The sequence below is a fragment of the Actinoplanes sp. NPDC004185 genome, from assembly GCF_053603475.1.
In genome coordinates this window covers 1-16,796 of the sequence record NZ_JBSGFR010000063.1, presented here as the reverse complement: position 1 = coordinate 16,796, position 16,796 = coordinate 1, and the positions used below count along the sequence as shown (strand labels likewise).

Annotated in this window: 18 protein-coding genes; 6 read left to right on the top strand and 12 right to left on the bottom strand. The window is 72.3% G+C overall.

Translation table 11 applies throughout. The features are described from left to right. Positions 1-47 precede the first annotated feature (47 nt). From paaE to paaN, 9 genes are read right to left on the bottom strand one after another with little or no spacing between them, the layout of a single operon-like run. Positions 48-1,106, bottom strand: coding sequence for a 1,2-phenylacetyl-CoA epoxidase subunit PaaE (gene paaE / locus ACWEOZ_RS39560; RefSeq protein ID WP_451915814.1), 1,059 nt, complete (start codon positions 1,104-1,106; stop codon positions 48-50). A gap of 1 nt (position 1,107) precedes the next feature. Next, a complete protein-coding gene (paaD, locus tag ACWEOZ_RS39555) occupies positions 1,108-1,599 on the bottom strand; it encodes a 1,2-phenylacetyl-CoA epoxidase subunit PaaD (protein WP_451915813.1) in 492 nt (163 codons plus the stop codon). Then, positions 1,593-2,468, bottom strand: coding sequence for a 1,2-phenylacetyl-CoA epoxidase subunit PaaC (gene paaC / locus ACWEOZ_RS39550; RefSeq protein ID WP_451915812.1), 876 nt, complete (start codon positions 2,466-2,468; stop codon positions 1,593-1,595). Before paaC ends, paaD begins: the two co-directional genes overlap by 7 nt. Before the next feature lie 9 nt (positions 2,469-2,477). Then, positions 2,478-2,774 carry a 1,2-phenylacetyl-CoA epoxidase subunit PaaB gene (gene paaB / locus ACWEOZ_RS39545; protein WP_451915811.1) on the bottom strand — a complete coding sequence of 99 codons (297 nt, stop codon included), beginning with the start codon at positions 2,772-2,774 and terminating at the stop codon, positions 2,478-2,480. After that, positions 2,771-3,715, bottom strand: coding sequence for a 1,2-phenylacetyl-CoA epoxidase subunit PaaA (gene paaA, locus ACWEOZ_RS39540; protein ID WP_451915810.1), 945 nt, complete (start codon positions 3,713-3,715; stop codon positions 2,771-2,773). The genes paaB and paaA overlap by 4 nt, the downstream gene beginning before the upstream one ends. Further along, positions 3,712-4,602 (bottom strand): 3-hydroxyacyl-CoA dehydrogenase family protein, encoded by an 891-nt coding sequence (locus ACWEOZ_RS39535; RefSeq protein WP_451915809.1) that lies wholly within the window; start codon positions 4,600-4,602, stop codon positions 3,712-3,714. Before ACWEOZ_RS39535 ends, paaA begins: the two co-directional genes overlap by 4 nt. Next, positions 4,599-5,360 carry an enoyl-CoA hydratase/isomerase family protein gene (locus tag ACWEOZ_RS39530; protein ID WP_451915808.1) on the bottom strand — a complete coding sequence of 254 codons (762 nt, stop codon included), beginning with the start codon at positions 5,358-5,360 and terminating at the stop codon, positions 4,599-4,601. Before ACWEOZ_RS39530 ends, ACWEOZ_RS39535 begins: the two co-directional genes overlap by 4 nt. Beyond that, complete coding sequence (locus tag ACWEOZ_RS39525; RefSeq protein ID WP_451915807.1) at positions 5,360-6,574, bottom strand: thiolase family protein; 1,215 nt, start codon at positions 6,572-6,574, stop codon at positions 5,360-5,362. Before ACWEOZ_RS39525 ends, ACWEOZ_RS39530 begins: the two co-directional genes overlap by 1 nt. After that, on the bottom strand, positions 6,567-8,255 hold the full coding sequence (paaN, locus tag ACWEOZ_RS39520; protein ID WP_451915806.1) for a phenylacetic acid degradation protein PaaN: 1,689 nt from the start codon (positions 8,253-8,255) through the stop codon (positions 6,567-6,569). Before paaN ends, ACWEOZ_RS39525 begins: the two co-directional genes overlap by 8 nt. Before the next feature lie 166 nt (positions 8,256-8,421). Between paaN and paaI the strand changes: the two genes are divergently transcribed. The 3 genes from paaI to paaK are packed head-to-tail and all read left to right on the top strand — an operon-like array spanning position 8,422 to position 10,776. After that, positions 8,422-8,802, top strand: coding sequence for a hydroxyphenylacetyl-CoA thioesterase PaaI (gene paaI, locus ACWEOZ_RS39515; RefSeq protein WP_451915805.1), 381 nt, complete (start codon positions 8,422-8,424; stop codon positions 8,800-8,802). After that, a complete protein-coding gene (locus ACWEOZ_RS39510; RefSeq protein WP_451915804.1) occupies positions 8,799-9,449 on the top strand; it encodes a TetR/AcrR family transcriptional regulator in 651 nt (216 codons plus the stop codon). The genes paaI and ACWEOZ_RS39510 overlap by 4 nt, the downstream gene beginning before the upstream one ends. A gap of 19 nt (positions 9,450-9,468) precedes the next feature. Further along, positions 9,469-10,776: a phenylacetate--CoA ligase PaaK gene (paaK, locus tag ACWEOZ_RS39505; RefSeq protein ID WP_451915803.1), complete on the top strand. Its 1,308-nt coding sequence runs from the start codon at positions 9,469-9,471 to the stop codon at positions 10,774-10,776. On the opposite strand, the gene ACWEOZ_RS39500 is transcribed toward paaK, so the two are convergent. After that, entirely contained in the window at positions 10,758-11,780 is a 1,023-nt protein-coding gene (locus tag ACWEOZ_RS39500) for a LacI family DNA-binding transcriptional regulator (protein WP_451915802.1), read from the bottom strand. The two genes, paaK and ACWEOZ_RS39500, sit on opposite strands and share 19 nt — an antisense overlap. Positions 11,781-11,877: 97 nt before the next feature. On the opposite strand from ACWEOZ_RS39500, the gene ACWEOZ_RS39495 reads away from it, so the two are divergent. Continuing rightward, positions 11,878-13,047, top strand: a complete 1,170-nt coding sequence (locus ACWEOZ_RS39495; protein WP_451915801.1) for a Gfo/Idh/MocA family protein — start codon at positions 11,878-11,880, stop codon at positions 13,045-13,047. Between the two features lie 26 nt (positions 13,048-13,073). Continuing rightward, positions 13,074-14,078 (top strand): sugar phosphate isomerase/epimerase family protein, encoded by a 1,005-nt coding sequence (locus ACWEOZ_RS39490; protein ID WP_451915800.1) that lies wholly within the window; start codon positions 13,074-13,076, stop codon positions 14,076-14,078. A gap of 11 nt (positions 14,079-14,089) precedes the next feature. On the opposite strand, the gene glsA is transcribed toward ACWEOZ_RS39490, so the two are convergent. Together glsA and ACWEOZ_RS39480 are read right to left on the bottom strand one after the other, a co-directional pair. After that, a complete protein-coding gene (glsA, locus tag ACWEOZ_RS39485; RefSeq protein WP_451915799.1) occupies positions 14,090-15,088 on the bottom strand; it encodes a glutaminase A in 999 nt (332 codons plus the stop codon). Positions 15,089-15,095: 7 nt separating this feature from the next. Next, positions 15,096-15,386, bottom strand: coding sequence for a hypothetical protein (locus ACWEOZ_RS39480; protein ID WP_451915798.1), 291 nt, complete (start codon positions 15,384-15,386; stop codon positions 15,096-15,098). A 209-nt stretch (positions 15,387-15,595) separates the two neighbouring features. Here ACWEOZ_RS39480 and ACWEOZ_RS39475 point away from each other — a divergent pair, with 209 nt between their 5' ends. After that, positions 15,596-16,705, top strand: coding sequence for a carboxylate-amine ligase (locus tag ACWEOZ_RS39475; RefSeq protein ID WP_451915797.1), 1,110 nt, complete (start codon positions 15,596-15,598; stop codon positions 16,703-16,705). Positions 16,706-16,796: the final 91 nt, after the last annotated feature.

Here is a 16,796-nt window from a genome sequence, read left to right as displayed (position 1 = left end):
ACAAGGCCGAGCAGACTCCCCCACCCGGCCGGGTGACGCGGGCGGTCTCAGTCGTCGAAGTCGACGATGACCTTCGCCGACGTGGGCGTCGACTGGCAGGTCAGGACGAAGCCCGCCGCCACCTCACCCGGCTCCAGCGCGAAATTCCGCCGCATCACCACATCGCCCTCGACCACCCGCGCCCGGCAGGTGCCGCACACCCCACCCTTGCAGGCGAACGGCAGGTCCGGCCGCGACCGCTGCGCACCCTCCAGAACAGTCTCGCCCTCCGGTACGGTGACCGTGGTCGACCGCCCGTCGAGCACCACCGTGACCTCACTGCTCGGCCCTTCGAGCCGGCGCTCCTCCCGTACCGGCTCGGGCGGCGCCTCGTCCACCCAGAACAGCTCCCGGTGCACCCGCGCCGGCTCCACGCCGTGCTCGCCGAGCACCTCGGTCGCCGCCGTCACCATGCCGAACGGGCCGCACAGCCACCAGTGGTCCACCGCGCCGACGTCGATCAGCAGCGGCAGCAGTGTGCGCAGCTTCTCCGCGTCGAGCCGGCCCGTCAGCAGGTCCACCTCGCGGGGCTCGCGCGACAGCAGGTGCACCAGTTCCAGGCGGGCCGGGTGGGCGTCCTTCAGGTCCGCGAGCTCTTCGGCGAACATGACGGTGTCGGCGCGCCGGTTGCCGTACAGGATGGTGACGTGGGCGTCGGGGTGTTGCAGCAGCGATGCGGCGATCGACAGCACCGGGGTGATGCCGGAGCCGGCGGCGATCATCACGTGCCGGCCGCCGGTCGTGAGGTCCGGCGTGAACGAGCCCGTCGGCGGCGCGACCTCGACCTGGTCGCCGGCTCGCAGGCCGTGCACCAACCAGGACGACACCAGGCCGCCGGGGACCTCGCGGACGCCGATCCGCGGCCGCGCCCCGGCGGGCGCGCAGATCGAATAGGTACGGCGCTCGTCGGCCCCGTCGCCGGTGTGCCGCACCGTCAGCGACTGCCCGGGCCGGAACGCGTACCGGTCGGCCAATGCGTCGGGCACGTCGAAGGTGACGGCCACCGCGTCGTCGCAGAGCCGTTCGACACCGGCGACCCGCAGCGGGTGGAACTCGCGGACCACCACGTCAGATCTCCTTCACGTGCTCGAACGGCTCCCGGCAGACCGGGCAGCGGTGCAGCGAGCGGCACGCGGTGGCACTGAACGCGGCGATCTCCTCGGTGTCGGGGTGCCCGCACTGAGGGCAGGCGATGGCCCGGCGGCTCGGCGCGAGGGTGAGCGGGATCGGTCCGGCCGCCCGGCGAGGTGCCGCACCGGGGGGCGATATCCCGGCGGCGGCGAGCTTGTCGCGCCCGGCTGCGGTGATCCAGTCCGTGGTCCAGGCGGGCGTGAGCACGGTCCGCACCTCCACCCGGGCGTAGCCCGCCTGGTGCAGGGCGTCGGTGAGGTCGTCCTGAATGGTCCGCATGGCCGGGCAGCCCGAATACGTCGGGGTGATCGTGACGACGACACCGTCACCGGACTCGTCGACGGCGCGCAGGATCCCGAGGTCGGCAAGGGTGAGCATGGGCAGCTCCGGATCGGCCACCCGGGCGGCCACGGCAGCCGCGGTCACCACACACCTCCGGGCAGGGACCGCGCCACACCCTGCAACTCGGCGAGGATCTCGGTCAGCGCAGGAGTGTGCAGCCCGTCCCGTCCAGTGCCGCCCTCATCGACGACAGCATCGGCTGGCCTGAGCCTGGCGGCCGTCAGCACCTGGGCCCACACCGCGTCGAATTCCGTCCTGGTCGTGGACGGGTCCACCGCCACAGCCGCCCGCGCCAGGCGCACCTCCACCTCGTCCGGCACGAACAACTCCCCGACCAGCGGCGTCACCGCGTCGATCGCAGCCTGCATCCGCTCGTGGGAGAGCTCCGTGCCGTCGCCGAGGCGCACGACCCACTGCGCCGCGTAATCGCGGTGGTAGGTCACTTCCTTGACGCCTTTCGCGCCGATCGCCGCGAGCACCGGGTCGGCCGAGGCGGTCAGCCTGTCCAGCAGGGCGAGCCGCCACGTCGCGAACACCAGCAGCCGGGCCACGAGGTGCGCGAAGTCGGCGTCCGCCCGCTCCACGAGCCGTACGTTGCGGAAGTCGCCGGCGTCCCGCAGATAGGCCAGCGCGTCCTCGTCGCGTCCGGCGTCCTCCACCTCGGCGGCCCGGCTCAGCAGCAGCCGGGCCTGGCCGAGCAGGTCCAGGGCGATGTTGGCCAGGGCGAGCTCGTCCTCCAGCTCGGGCGCGCGGGTCACCCACTGCTGCAACCGGTGCGACATGATCAGCGCGTCGTCACCGAGCGCCAGGCAGTACGCGCTCAGATCCCCCCGGTCGACGTCCGGTGGAACGGCGGTGTCCACGCCGGCGAGAGGGTCGGCGAAGCCGGTGCCGTACGCCCACCGCGCATCGTCGTCGTGGTCGGTGAGCGCCTCGTAGGCGGCGTCGAAGGACATGGCATCGCCTCAGATGTGCGGTACGGAGTCGGGAATCGAGTAGTACGTCGGGTGCCGGTAGACCTTGTCGCCACTCGGTGAGAAGAAGGCGTCCTTCTCGTCCGGGCTGGAAGCGGCCACGTCGTCCGAACGCACCACCCAGATGCTCACGCCTTCGTTGCGCCGCGTGTACAGGTCGCGGGCGTGGTGCAGCGCCATCTGGTGGTCGGCGGCCCGCAGCGAGCCGACGTGCACGTGGTTGAGGCCGCGCTTGGCCCGCACGAACACCTCGAACAGCGGCCACTCGTGCTTGATCTGGTCGGTCATGCCGCTACCTCCTGACGACGCCGGGCGTGCGCGGCGGCCGCCTCGCGGACCCAGGCGCCTTCCTCGTCGGCGCGACGCCTGTTCTCGATGCGCAGGGCGTTGCAGGGCCCGTCGCCGGAGATGACCCGCTTGAGCTCGGACCAGTCGATCGGGCCGAAGTCCCAGTGCCCGCGCTCGTCGTTCCAGCGCAGGTCCGGGTCGGGCAGGGTCACGCCGAGGGCCTCGGCCTGCGGCACGCTCATGTCGACGAAGCGCTGCCGCAGCTCGTCGTTGCTGTGCCGCTTGATCTTCCAGGCCATGGACTGGGCCGAGTTCGGTGACTGGTCGTCGGGCGGGCCGAACATCATCAGCGACGGCCACCACCAGCGGTTGACGGCGTCCTGCACCATCTCCCGCTGCGCCGGCGTGCCGCGCATCATCGTCATCAGCAGCTCGTAGCCCTGCCGCTGGTGGAAGGACTCCTCCTTGCAGATGCGGATCATCGCCCGCCCGTACGGGCCGTACGAGCTGCGGCACAGCGGCACCTGGTTGCAGATCGCGGCGCCGTCGACGAGCCAGCCGATGACGCCGACGTCGGCGAACGACAGCGTCGGATAGTTGAAGATCGACGAGTACTTCTGCCGGCCCTCGATGAGCCGCCGGGTCAGGTCCCCGCGGTCGGCGCCCAGGGTCTCGGCCGCCGAGTACAGGTACAGCCCGTGCCCGGCCTCGTCCTGCACCTTGGCCAACAGGATCGCTTTGCGGCGCAGCGAGGGCGCGCGGGTGATCCACTCGCCCTCCGGCTGCATCCCGATGATCTCGGAGTGCGCGTGCTGGGCGATCTGCCGGATCATCGTCCTGCGGTAGCCGTCCGGCATCCAGTCGCGCGGCTCGATCCGCTGGTCCTTGGCGATGGTCTCGGTGAAAGCCTTCTCGTCGGCTTCCGTGACCGTGTCCGTCATCGGGTCTCCTCCCAGGTGTGGAAGCCCTGTCCGGTCTTGCGACCGAGCTCCCCGCGGGCCACCTTGTCGCGCAGCAGCCGCGGCGGTGCGAACCTTTCGCCGAGCTCGCGGTGCAGGTGCTCCGCGATGGCGAGCCGGACGTCGAGGCCGACGAGGTCAGTGGAGCGCAGCGGTCCCATCGGGTGCCGGTAGCCCAGCTCCATGGCGCGGTCGATCGACGCGGCGTCCGCCACGCCCTCCTCCAGCATCCGGATGGCCTCCAGGCCGAGCAGCACGCCGAGGCGGCTGGTGGCGAAGCCGGGCGAGTCGCGCACCACGATCGGGGTCTTGCCGAGCCCGGCCGACCAGGACCGGGCGGCGTCGCGGACGGTGCCGGCCGTCTGCGGGCCGACGACGATCTCGACGAGGTCGCTGGCCGGCACCGGGTTGAAGAAGTGCATGCCGACGAAACGCTCGGGCCGGTGCAGGCCTTCGGCGATCCCGGCGATGGACAGCGAGCTCGTGTTGCTCGCGAGCACGGTGTGCTCCGCGACGGCCTTCTCGGCGGCGGCGAGGACGGCGACCTTCATGCGGGCGTCCTCGGGCACGGCCTCGACGACGAGCTCGGCTGCCGCCGGCAGCGCGGCGATGTCGTCGGTGACGGTGATGCGGTCGAGGACGACGGCCGGGTCCTCGGCGAGTTTGCCGCGCTCGGCGGCCCGGCGCAGCGCGGCACCGAGACGTTCCCGGGTGGACGCGCCCGCGGCGGAGTCGGCCTCGACGACCGTGACGGACGCACCGGCAGCCGCGAAGACCTGCGCGATCCCGGCGCCCATCCGGCCCCCGCCGATCACCCCGACGGCCTTGGGCACGCCCGGGCCCGTCGGCGGCGGCGCAGCGGCGGTCATCGGCGGTCTCCCGACAGGAAAGCGTCCATCCGGGTGCGCTTGTCCTCCGACTCGAAGAGGATCGCCTGGGCCAGGTCGTCGGCGACCGGATGGCCGCCCGGGGAGTCGGTGACCAGCTTGGTGAGCCGCAGGGCCAGCGACCCCGACCTGGCCATCCGGTCGAGCAGCGCGTGGCCACGCTTCAGCAGCTCCTCGGCCGGCACGATCTCGGCCACCAGGCCCAGCCGGTAGGCGTCCTCGGCGTCGAGCCGCCGGCCGGCCAGCAGCACCTGCTTCGCCACCGAGGCGCCGACCAGCTCACGCAGGCGCCAGCAGGCCCCGGCCGCGGCGAGGATGCCCAGGCCCGGCTCGGGATTGCCGAAGGTCGCCGCCGGGGTGGCCAGGCGGACGTCGCAGGCGTAGGCCAGCTCGGCGCCGCCGCCGAGCGCCCAGCCGTCGACCGCCGCCACCGTGGGCAGCGGCAGCCGGGCGATCCGGTCGAACAAGCGGCTGTTGATGCCCTGCAGGGCCTGCTCGCGGCCACGGTCGCGCAGCTCCGCGATGTCGGCGCCGGCGGCGAACGTGCCACCGTCACCGGTGAGCAGCAGCAGCCTCGGTCGTTCCTCCAGGCCCGCGCACACCTCGTGCAGCTCGCCGACCATGGCCGCGTTGATCGCGTTGCGGGCCTGCGGCCGGTGCAGCGTCACGACCACGCGGTCGTCCGACTCCTCGACCTTGATGGTGGTGGGAGGCGAGACGGCCGTGGTGGCTCCGGTCATCAGACGCGCTCCACCAGCATGGCGACGCCCTGGCCGACGCCGACGCACAGCGTGGCCAGGCCGCGGTGGGCGTCCTCGCGTTCCATGCGGCCGAGCAGGGTGACGGTGAGCCGGGCGCCGGAGCAGCCGAGCGGGTGACCGAGGGCGATCGCGCCGCCGTCGGCGTTGACCCGCTCCTCGTCGAGCTTGAGCCGGCGCAGGACCGCCAGCGACTGCACGGCGAACGCCTCGTTGAGCTCCACGGCGTCGACGTCGCCGATGCCCCAGCCGGCGCGGGCCAGGGCCTTCTCGGTGGCCGGCACCGGGCCGAGGCCCATAATCTGCGGCGGGACGCCCGCACTGGCCGAGGTGACGATGCGGGCCCGCGGGGTCAGGCCGTACCGCTGCACGGCTTCGGCGCTGGCCACCACCACGGCGGCGGCACCGTCCGAGAGCGGCGACGACGACCCCGCGGTCACCACGCCACCCGCGCGGAACACGGGTCGCAGAGCACCGAGGCGCTCGAGGCTGCTGCCGCGACGCGGGATCTCGTCGACGGTCAGCTCGCCGTCCTTGAGCGGCACCGGCGTGATCTCGGCGGCGAAGCGGCCCGCGTCGATCGCCGCGATGGCCCGCTCGTGGCTGCGCAGCGCGAAGGCGTCGCTGTCGGCGCGGCTGATGCCGTCGAGGGCCGCGACCTCCTCCGCCGTCTCCCCCATCGCCAGGGTGACCCGGCGGTCCTCCGGACCGGTGCCGGCGTCCTGGTCGTGCGCGGTGAAGCGGGGGTTGGTGAAGCGCCAGCCCAGCGAGGAGTCCACGATCTCGCCCGGGCGGGCCCACGGCGTGCCCGGCTTGGCCATCACCCAGGGCGCCCGGGTCATCGACTCCACCCCGCCGGCCACGATCAGGTCGGCCTCGCCGCTGCGGACCGCCTGGGCCGCGGAGATGATCGCGGTGAGGCCGCTGGCGCAGAGCCGGTTGACCGTGTAGCCGGGGACCGTGTCGGGCAGGCCGGCGAGCAGCGCGGCCATCCGCGCGACGTTGCGGTTGTCCTCACCGGCCTGGTTGGCCGCACCGAGGATGACCTCGTCGATCGCCTCGGCGGGCACCCCACCGCGACTGACCGCCTCCCGGACGACCAGGGCGGCGAGGTCGTCGGGGCGCACGCCGGAGAGGGCACCGCCGTACTTGCCCTGCGGGGTGCGGACTCCGCCGACCAGGAACGCCTCAGGCATTGCTCTCCTCGGTGACGTGGTGACGCGACTGCAGCGTGAAGAACCGGCCGGTGACGAAGTGGGCGTCGCTCAGCGAGGCGGTGGCGGCGGGGTTGGCCGCCGTGCCGTGCAGGTCGCTGAACGCGGCGGTCTGGTTGACGAAGACGCCGCCGGTGAGGTTTTCCGAGAGGTGCACACCGGCGTCCAGCGCGGCCTCGCGAGCCGCGGCCAGCACCTCGGGCGAGGTCGCATAGACCGAGGCGGTGAGCGCGCCGTGGTGCTGGACGGTCTCGGTGAACAGCGCGAGGCTGTGCGCGGTCGACTCAGTGGCGATCACGAACGACACCGGCCCGAACCACTCCCGGGTGTACGCCTTCTCGTCGGCCGCGTCGAGCCGCAGCACCACCGGCGTGCGGATGGTCGCGTCCGGATACTGCTCGTCGGCCACGGCCGTGGACGGGTGGATGACGCTCGCGGCGTTGCCGGCCTCGGTGAGCCGGGCCAGCACGCCGTCGTTGACGATCGCGCCCAGCGTGCCGGCCGCGCGCTTGGGGTCACCGAGCAGCTTGTCGAGGGCGGCGGACAGGTCGGCGCCGAACTCCTCGACGCTGCGGTGGCCGGCGTCGGTCTCGATGCCGGTCGACGGGACCAGCAGATTCTGCGGGGTGGTGCACATCTGACCGCTGTAGAGCGAGAGCGAGAACGCCAGGTTGCGCAGCAGGCCCTTGTAGTCGTCGGTGGAGTCGACGATGACCGTGTTGAGGCCGGCCTTCTCGGTGTAGACCACCGCCTGGCGGGCGTTGGCCTCGAGCCAGTTGCCGAACTCGCTGGAGCCGGTGAAATCGACGATCCGCACGTCGGGGTGGGTGGCCAGGGTGGCGGCGATGCCGTCGCCGCGCTCCTCGACCGCCAGGGTGACCAGGTCGGGATCCTGCCCGGCCTCGGCGAGCACCTCGCGGGCGATCTGCACGGTGATGGCCAGCGGCAGCACGGCGCCGGGGTGCGGCTTGACGATGACCGGGTTGCCGGTGACCAGGCTGGCGAACAGGCCGGGGTAGCCGTTCCAGGTGGGGAAGGTGTTGCAGCCGATCAGCAGGGAGACGCCGCGGCCCACCACCGTGCTGGTCTTGGCCATGCGCAGCGGGTCGCCACCGCGCTGCGGCTTGGCCCACGACGTGGTCGCCGGGATGCGCGTGGACTCGGCGAGCGCGACGGCGACGGCCTCGAGCCCGCGGTCCTGGGCGTGCGCCCCGCCGGCCTGGAACGCCATGACGAACGCCTGGCCGGTGGTGTGCTGCACGGCGTGGGCGATCTCGAAGATGCGGGCGTTGATCCGGTGCAGGATCTCGGCGGCCACGCCCGCGCGGCCCTGCGGCCCGGCGGCGCGCCAGGCGGGGGTCGCGGCGCGCGCGGCGGCGATCAGGGCGGCCGGGTCACCCTTCGGGTAGCGGATGTCCAGGGCGATCCCGTACGGCGAGCGCTCGGTCGCCACGGTGCCGCCCGCACCGGGCGCCTCGATCGGGAAATCCGCGCCGAGCAGCGCCTGGAACGCGCGCTCACCGGCCGGTGCGGCGTCCTCGCCGTAGACCGACTTGCTCGGCGACTCGGGATAGGCAGACCAGTAGTCGCGCGTGGCGGCCGCCTCGATCGCCTTGTCGAGCAGCTGGCGGTGCTTCTCGTAGAACTCGGCGGGGGTTGTCATCGGCGCTCCTGTGCGGTTGGCTGTGTTCATATTTACCGTCCGTTCGGTCGGTAATCAAGACCGGGCCGGAAACGGAGGCAACATGGCACGTGGCGACGGGGCACGTGGCGACGGGGCACGTGGCGACGGGGCACGTGGCGGAGAAGCGCGCACGGCAGCGCACGACATGTTCGACCGGGACAAGGCTTCGCAGGCCCTCGGCATCGAGTTGATCTCCACCGGCGGGGGCAGCGCTGTCGCGCGGATGACGGTGACCGCCGGGATGATCAACGGTCACGGCATGACCCACGGGGGCTACCTGTTCCTGCTGGCCGACACGGCCTTCGCCCTGGCCTGCAACGCCGCCGGTCCGGTGACCGTCGCCGCCGGCGCTGACATCACGTTCCTGCGGCCCACCGCGGAGGGCGACGAGCTCGAGGCGCACGCCGTGGAGCGCGCGTCCAGCGGCCGCAGCGGTGTCTACGACGTCACGGTCACCCGCGGCGGCGATGTGATCGCCGAGTTCCGTGGCCGCAGCCGCGTGATCAGCCCGGGCCGGCCCGCATGACCGATCGGTCCGACGATCTCGCCCGCGCCGAACGCGTCGTCGACTACCTCGAGGAACGTAACCGGCCCAAGCGCGGGCGGCCCGGCCACGACCTCGGCGCGGTGCTGGCGGCGGCCGTCCGGCTGTTCAACGAGCGCGGGTACGAAGCCACCAGCATGGACGACGTGGCCAAACGGCTGGGCATCACCAAGTCCAGCCTGTACCACCACGTCACCGGTAAGCAGGAGCTGCTGCGGATCGCCGTCGACCAGGCCCTGGACGGCCTGCACGAGGCGATGGACGAGGTGGAGCTGCTCGACGCACCCGCCCTCGACCGGCTCGAGTCCCTCATCCGGCGCAGTGTGCTCGTCCTCGCGGAGCGGCTGGAATACGTGACGTTGCTCCTGCGCGTACGCGGGAACACGGCGGTGGAGCAGCAGGCCCTGCTGCGCCGCCGGATCTTCGACGCCAAGGTGACCGAGCTGGTCAAGCAGGCCCAGGCCGAGGGAGCCATCCGCCCGGACGTGGACGCCGCCACCGCCGCCCGGCTGCTCTTCGGCATGGTCAACTCATTGATCGAGTGGTACAGCCCGCGCCGCGGCGGCGCGGCGGAGCTGGCCGCGACCGTCACCACCATCGCCTTCGACGGCCTGCGCACGAGGCAGTGAGGTTCACAGAGGAGACGACATGCAGGACCGTACCCCCCGCCCCGAGGATCTCGACCCGATCGAGCGAGCGTCCGTCGACGAGCTGCGGGCGCTGCAGCTCCGGCGCCTGCAGTGGTCGCTGCGCCACGCGTACGACAACGTGCCGCAGTACCGCAAGATGTTCGACGAGGTCCAGGTCCACCCCGACGACCTGCGCGAGCCGGCCGACCTGGCGAAGTTCCCGTTCACCGACAAGGCGGTGCTGCGCGCGAACTACCCGTTCGACATGTTCGCCGTGCCGCGCGAGCAGATCTCCCGGCTGCACGCGTCGTCGGGCACGACCGGGCGGCCCACTGTCGTGGGCTACACCCGGCAGGACATCCGCACCTGGGCCGAGCTGACGGCCCGCTCGATCCGTGCCTCCGGCGGCCGCCGCGGCGACCGCGTCCATGTCGCCTACGGGTACGGCCTGTTCACCGGCGGGCTGGGCGCCCACTACGGCGCCGAGGAGCTGGGCTGCACGGTCATCCCGATGTCGGGCGGCATGACCGAGCGCCAGGTGATGCTGATCAACGATTTCAAGCCGGACGTCATCATGGTCACCCCGAGCTACATGCTGGCCATCGTGGACGAGATGCGCCGGCAGGGCATCGACCCGCGCGGCACGTCGCTGGCCGTCGGCATCTTCGGCGCCGAGCCGTGGACGCAGGATCTGCGGCGCGAGATCGAGGAGCAGCTCGACATCCACGCGCTGGACATCTACGGCCTGTCCGAGGTGATGGGCCCCGGCGTGGCGACCGAGTGCGTCGAGACCAAGGACGGCCTGCACGTCTGGGAGGACCACTTCTATCCCGAGATCATCGACCCGCTGACCGGCGAGGTGCTGCCGGACGGCGAGCGGGGCGAGCTGGTCTTCACCTCGCTGAGCAAGGAGGCGATGCCGGTCGTGCGTTACCGCACCCGGGACCTGACCCGGCTGCTGCCGGGCACGGCCCGGCCGATGCGCCGCATCGAGAAGATCACCGGCCGGACGGACGACATGATCATCCTGCGCGGGGTGAACCTCTTCCCGACCCAGATCGAGGAGCTGATCCTGCGCACGCCCGAGCTGGCACCGCATTTCCAGTGCCTGCTTCGCCGGGAGGGGCGCCTCGACACGATGACGGTGAAGGTGGAGCGCCGGCCCGGTGCCGAGCCGGCGGCGGCCGAGCTCGCGGGCCGACAGCTGGCCACTTTGGTCAAGAACACGATCGGCGTGAGCGTGGCGGTGGCCGTGATCGAGCCGGACGGCGTGGAGCGCTCGGTGGGCAAGATGCGCCGCATCGTCGATCAGCGGCCCGGGGACTGATCCTCCGGCCGGGGCGACGGCCCGGTGCTGCCCCGGACCACCAGGCGGGGGTTCAGCACCACCTCGAGCCGCTGCTTGCGGCCCTCGTCGAGGCGCTGCACCGCGGCGAGCACCGCGTGCCGGGCCTGGGCGGTGGCGTCCTGGTTGACCGTCGTCAGGTCGATGTGGACGAGGTGGGCGAGCGTGCTGTCGTCGTACCCCACGATCGAGATCTGCCCGGGCACCTGGATGCCGGCGCGGACGAACGCGTCCATGACCCCGACGGCACAGCGGTCGTTGGAGGCCATGACGGCCGTCGGCCGGTCGGCGCTCGCGGCGAGCAGCCGCCCGGCGCGGATGCCGCCCTCCTCGGTGTGGTCGCCCGCGATGATGCGGATCTCGTCGGCGAGCCCGGCGCGGCGCATGCCGTCGCGGTAGCCACGCCGCCGCGCGGCCGCGACGACCCCGCGACCACCGTCGACGAAGGCGATGCGGCGGTGTCCGAGACCGGTCAGATGGGCCAGGGCCTCGGCCACCCCGACGTGGTCGGCCGGGCGCACCACGTCGACGTCGCCGGTGGCGACGCGCCGGCCGATCGCGACCACGGGGACCTGGGCGGCGAGGGAGGCGAGCCGCTGATCCGCGGCGTCCGGGCCGAGCAGGAGTACGGCCTCACAGCGGAAGTCGAGCAGCGTCTCGATCGCCCGGTCCTCGTCACGGTGCCGGGTCAGCGTGGACAGCACCACCTCATAACCCACCCGGTCCGCCTCGGCCTGGATCTCCTCGACCAGCTCGGCGTGGAACGGGCTGCGGATGTCGAGCATCACACCGAGCAGGTGACGCCGCCGGCGGGCCAGCATGCTCGCCGTGCGATCCGCGCGATAGCCCAGCTCAGCGGCTGCTTCGAGGACTCTGCGACGGGTCTCGGCGCTGGGGCCGGGGGCGCCGCGCAGCACCAGCGAGACCGACGCCGTGGAGACGCCGACCCGCGCGGCCACGTCGTCGAGCCGGGGTCGTTGATCCACTCCTGAAACCTCCGGAAGCACCCTTGACACACATCGAGATCGACTTGGATAGTACTCGCAGTTAAAGCGCTTTAAATCCTTGGACCCCGGAGGTCTCATGACCCTCTCGTCCCCCGGCGTCGCCGTCATCGGCGCCGGCATGGTCGGCCGCGCCCACGCGAACGCGTACCGCAACGCCGCCACCGTCTTCGCTCCCGGCCGGCCCGCTCCCCGCCTCGTCGCCATCGCGGACACCCATGAGCCGTTCGCCTCCGACGCCGCCGCGCGCTACGGCTTCGCCCGCACCGAGACCGACTGGCGGGCGGTGATCGACGCGCCCGACGTCGACGCGGTCACCGTCGCGGTCGCCAACAACCTGCACCGCGAGATCGTCGAGGCGGCACTGGCCGCCGGCAAACACGTCCTCTGCGAGAAGCCGCTGGCCCCGAGCCTCGACGACGCGCAGGCCATGGTCGACGCCGCCGCGGCGTCCGACCGGGTGGCCGCCGTCGGTTTCACCTTCCGCCGCTCCCCCGCGATCAACGCGATCCTCGAGCAGGTCCGCAACGGCGGCCTGGGCCGGGTGCGGCACCTCGCCGGGACCTACTTCACCGACTACGGCTTCGACCCCCAACGCCCGATGAGCTGGCGATACCTCGGCGGTCCGGGTTCCGGTGTGCTGGCCGACATCGGCAGCCACCTCGTCGACCTGGCCGAGTTCTTCTGCGGCCCGACGACCGGCGTGCGGGGCACGTCGATGAGCACGCTCGTCCCGTCCCGCCCCAGGCCGCTCGGCGTCACCGTCGGGCATGCCGGCGGCGTCGAGCTCAGCGACGAGCGCGTCCCGGTGGAGAACGAGGACATCTGCACCTTCACGACCACCTATGCCGGCGGCACGCTCGGCACGTTCGCCCTGTCCCGGGTGGCGTTCGGCCACGCCAACACGCTGCGCCTGGAGTTGTTCTGCGAGAACGGCACGGCGGCGTTCGACCTGACCCGCCCGGGCGAGTTCAGCATCATCGACGGCACCCCCGGGCCGAGCGTGAACGGCGCCCGGCAGGTGTTCATCGGGCCGTGGCATCCGTACGTCGCCCGCGGACTGCCCATGGACTTCCCCACGGTCGGCCACGGCCAGAACGACTTCTTCGTGTTCCAGGCCCGCGCGTTCCTCGACCAGATCGCGGGCCTCGAGGAGCTCCCGCCGTGCCCGGACCTGGCCCACGGCCTGCACAACCTGCGCGTGCTCGACGCGGTCGTCTCCGCCACCGACAAGCCCGTCCTGCTCTGACCCACGCCCGTCCGGAAGGCAAAGCCATGAAGCTCGGCGCCTACACCGCGTGCCTGCACGACCGATCCCTGGACGAAACCCTCAAGATCCTCGGCGAGCTGGGCCTGACCAGCGCGGAGATCAACGCGGGCGGTTTCGTCCCGGCCCCGCACCTGCCCGTCGGCGACCTCCTCGCGAGCGCCGGTGCCCGCGAGGACTACCTGGGCCGCTTCGCCCGGGCCGGCATCGAGCTGACCGGCCTGAACGTCAACGGCAACCCCCTCAACCCCGACCCCGCCGTGGGCCCGCGTCACGCCGCCGACCTGCATCGCGCGATCGACGTGGCGGCCGCCCTGGGAGTCCGACGCGTCGTCACCATGTCCGGGCTGCCGGCCGGCGAGCCCGGCGGCACCACGGCCAACTGGGTGGTGAACCCGTGGGACAGCCAGTATCTCGACATCCTCGACCACCAGTGGCAGCAGGTGGCCGTCCCGTTCTGGAAGGACATCAACGCCCGCGCGGCCGCCGCCGACGTCAAGATCTGCATCGAGATGCACCCGCACAACCTCGTCTTCAACCCGCCGACGCTGCAACGCCTGGTCGAGCAGACCAACGCCACCCATATCGGCGCCGAGCTGGACCCGAGCCATCTGTTCTGGCAGGGCATGGATCCGGTCGCCTGCGTCGACCATCTCGGCGACCTGGTCTTCCACGCCGCGGCCAAGGACACCAGGATCAACCCCGGCAACGCCAAGGTGTACGGCGTCCTGGACGACCGCTTCACCCGCACCCCGGCCGACGCGGATCCCGTGAACCTGGGCGGCGCGAACACGCTGAACCGGTGGCCGGAGAGCCCGTCCTGGGAGTTCGTGGCGGTGGGTCGGGGGCACGGCGTGGAGGAGTTCTGGGTGCCGTTCCTGCGGGCGTTGCACGCGGTGGACCCGGACATGGCGGTCAACATCGAGCACGAGGACCAGGAGTTCGACCAGGTCGAAGGGTTGCGCCTGGCGGCCGGGAATCTGCTCGCCGCGGCGTCGCAAGCGGGCGTCTGAGCAGACGATGGTCAGGCGGGCTGCGATGCGAACAAGGTCAGGCCGAGCCGGCGGGACAGGAACCGGGCCGCCAGCTGACCCTTGACGCTGTTGCCGAACGCGTCGAGCGGAGGGGCGAAGGTGGCCAGGGCGCCCTTGCCCGGGGACACGACCACGATGCCGCCGCCGATGCCGCTCTTGCCGGGCACGCCGACGTCGTAGAGCCAGTCGCCGGAGGTCTCGTACAGGCCGGCGGTGGCCATGACCGCGAGCGTGTAGTGGCAGACGGTGGCGTCCACCACCTGAACGCCGGTGCGCGGGTTGACACCGCCGTTGGCCAGGGTCGCGCCCATCACCGCCAGGTCCGTGGCGGTGACCCGCAGGCAGCTCTGCCGGGTGTACAGGTCGACCGCCGTCACCGGATCGCAGCGCAGGAGACCGTAGGTCTGCAGCAGGTCGGCCATGGCCCGGTTGCGGTGGTTCGTCGCCGACGCGGAGGCGTGGACATCCTCGTCGAGCTGGAGCGCCCGGCCGGCGAAGCGGGACAAGCCGTCCCGCAGGAACGCCCACTTGGCCTCGGCGCCGGCGCCCGGGGCGAGACTGGCGGTGGCGATCGCCCCCGGGTTCACCATCGGGTTGGTGCGCCCGTCCGCAGCACGTTCCACCGCGGCGAGGGAGTTGAAGGGCAGCCCGGTCGGGTTCACCCCCAGCCGCCGCCGGATCTCCTCCGGACCGATGGTCGCGCAGACCACGGCGAAGACGAACGGCTTGGCCACGCTCATGACGGTGAACCCGGCGTCGGCGTCCCCGACGCCGACGAGCCCGCCGCGGGCCCCGGCCGCACAGATGCCGAAGAGGTGCGCCGGCACGCGGGCCAGGGCGGGATAGACCCGCGAACGCTCACCGGTGGTGACGGCGCGGAACCGCTGATGCGCGTCCTCCAGCGAGCGTCTTACCTGCTCCGGGGAGGGCAGCTCGCCGGTCGACACGTACGAGGCACCGTCGTCGAGGGTCTCCGTCACTGGCTCCATGCCGGCCTCACGCCATCCCGACGCCGGCGGCGGCGACGTCCTGCTCGAGCTGAGCGGGGACCACCAGACCGGTCGCCAGGCCGAGCCCCCCACCCAGCACGCCCCCGGCCCGGGTCGGCGTTTCATAGCGCTGCACGCTCGCCGCCTTGCCGTCGGGCCGCCGCTCGACCACCGCGGCGTCGTACGCGTCGACGACGTCCACCTCGGTGAACAGGTCTCTCACCAGTTCGTAGTCGTCATCGGCGAGCGCGACGCTGGGATACACACCGACATGGACCAGGAACGTGTCGGTAGCCATCGCCATCCCCCTCCGGTGAGCGCATCCGGAGACAACGGTGTCCGGGCGGCCCGGCACACGCCTCATCCCCGGCAGATGACCCTGACCTGCCTCGCAACCGGAGGCCGAGGCGACGGGAGTGGAGCAAGATTCGGTCACCCCCGGCGGATGAGGCGGGCGGTGCCGTGTTCCGGAAGCCTCCTGGTCATGAACTCCAGCGAGGAGGCCGGATGTTGACAGTCGGGGTCGCCGAAGAGTTCCTGCTGCTGGGGCCGGACGGCGCCGTGGTGCCGTCGGCGCCGTTCGTGGCCCGGCAGGCTCGGGACGAGGACCGGATCAAGCCCGGTTTCCTGGCGTACCAGCTGGTGACCGACACGGCCGATTGCGGCAGCCTCGACGAGTTGCGCGGCGAGCTGTCCCGGCTGCGGCGGCAAGCCGCGGACGCGGCGTGCCGGGCGGGCGCCAGCCTCGTGTCGGTCGGCGCCCCGCCGTTCGCGGCCGGGCCGCTCGGTGCGGTCACCGACGAGACCCGGTACCGGGAGCTGGCCGGCTGGTTCCCGGACGCCGTCGTGGCCGGCCGCGGCTGCACCTGCCGGGTACGGATCGAGGTGACGGACCGCGACCAGGCCGTCGACGTGCTGGCCCGGATCCGCCCGTGGCTGCCCGCCCTGCTCGCCCTGACGGTCAACTCGCCGTTCGCCGACGGGCTGGACACCGGCTGGGCCAGCTACCGCTACCACCTCCAGCAGCACTGGCCGACGTTCCGGCCGCCCGCCGCCTGGGACGGCACTGATCGCTACGACAGCATGGTGAGCTCGCTGATCTCCTCCGGCGCGGCTCCGGAGGAGTCGACGGTGTCCTTCCTGGCCCGGGTGCCCGCCGGTCAGCCCGTTGTGGAAGTGCGTGTGGCCGACGCGTGTCTGACTGTCGAGGACTCGGTTGTCTTCGCCGGGATCGTGCGGGCGCTGACCCGGAGCCTGATCACGGACGCCCGGCGCAACCTCACCACGACGCCGGTGCCGGCCAGTGTGGTCGACGCGCACCTGAACACCGCCGCGCACGGCGAGGTGCGCCTGCGCCAGGACCGGCTGACCCCGACCCGGCCGGACGCGCACGAGGCGGTGGTCCGCCTCATGCGCAAGATCGGCCCGGCGTTGTCGGCCAACGGTGACGTGGAGGATGTCCACCGGGGATTCACCTGGCTCCGGCAGCACGGCACCGGCGCCGACCGGCAGCGGCGCGCTCGCCGACGGCGGCGGAGCACCACGGACTTCGTCCGGTTTCTCGCCGGTTCCACAGCACCATCGGTGCAGGAGAGGCTGAGCCCGCTCGACCACTAGAGCGAATCTGACGGATCATGGGCGGGCTCGGTCTGGGTTGGCGCGGAGCCAGATCATGATCGAGGCGATGGTCACGGTGGCGTGGTAGCGG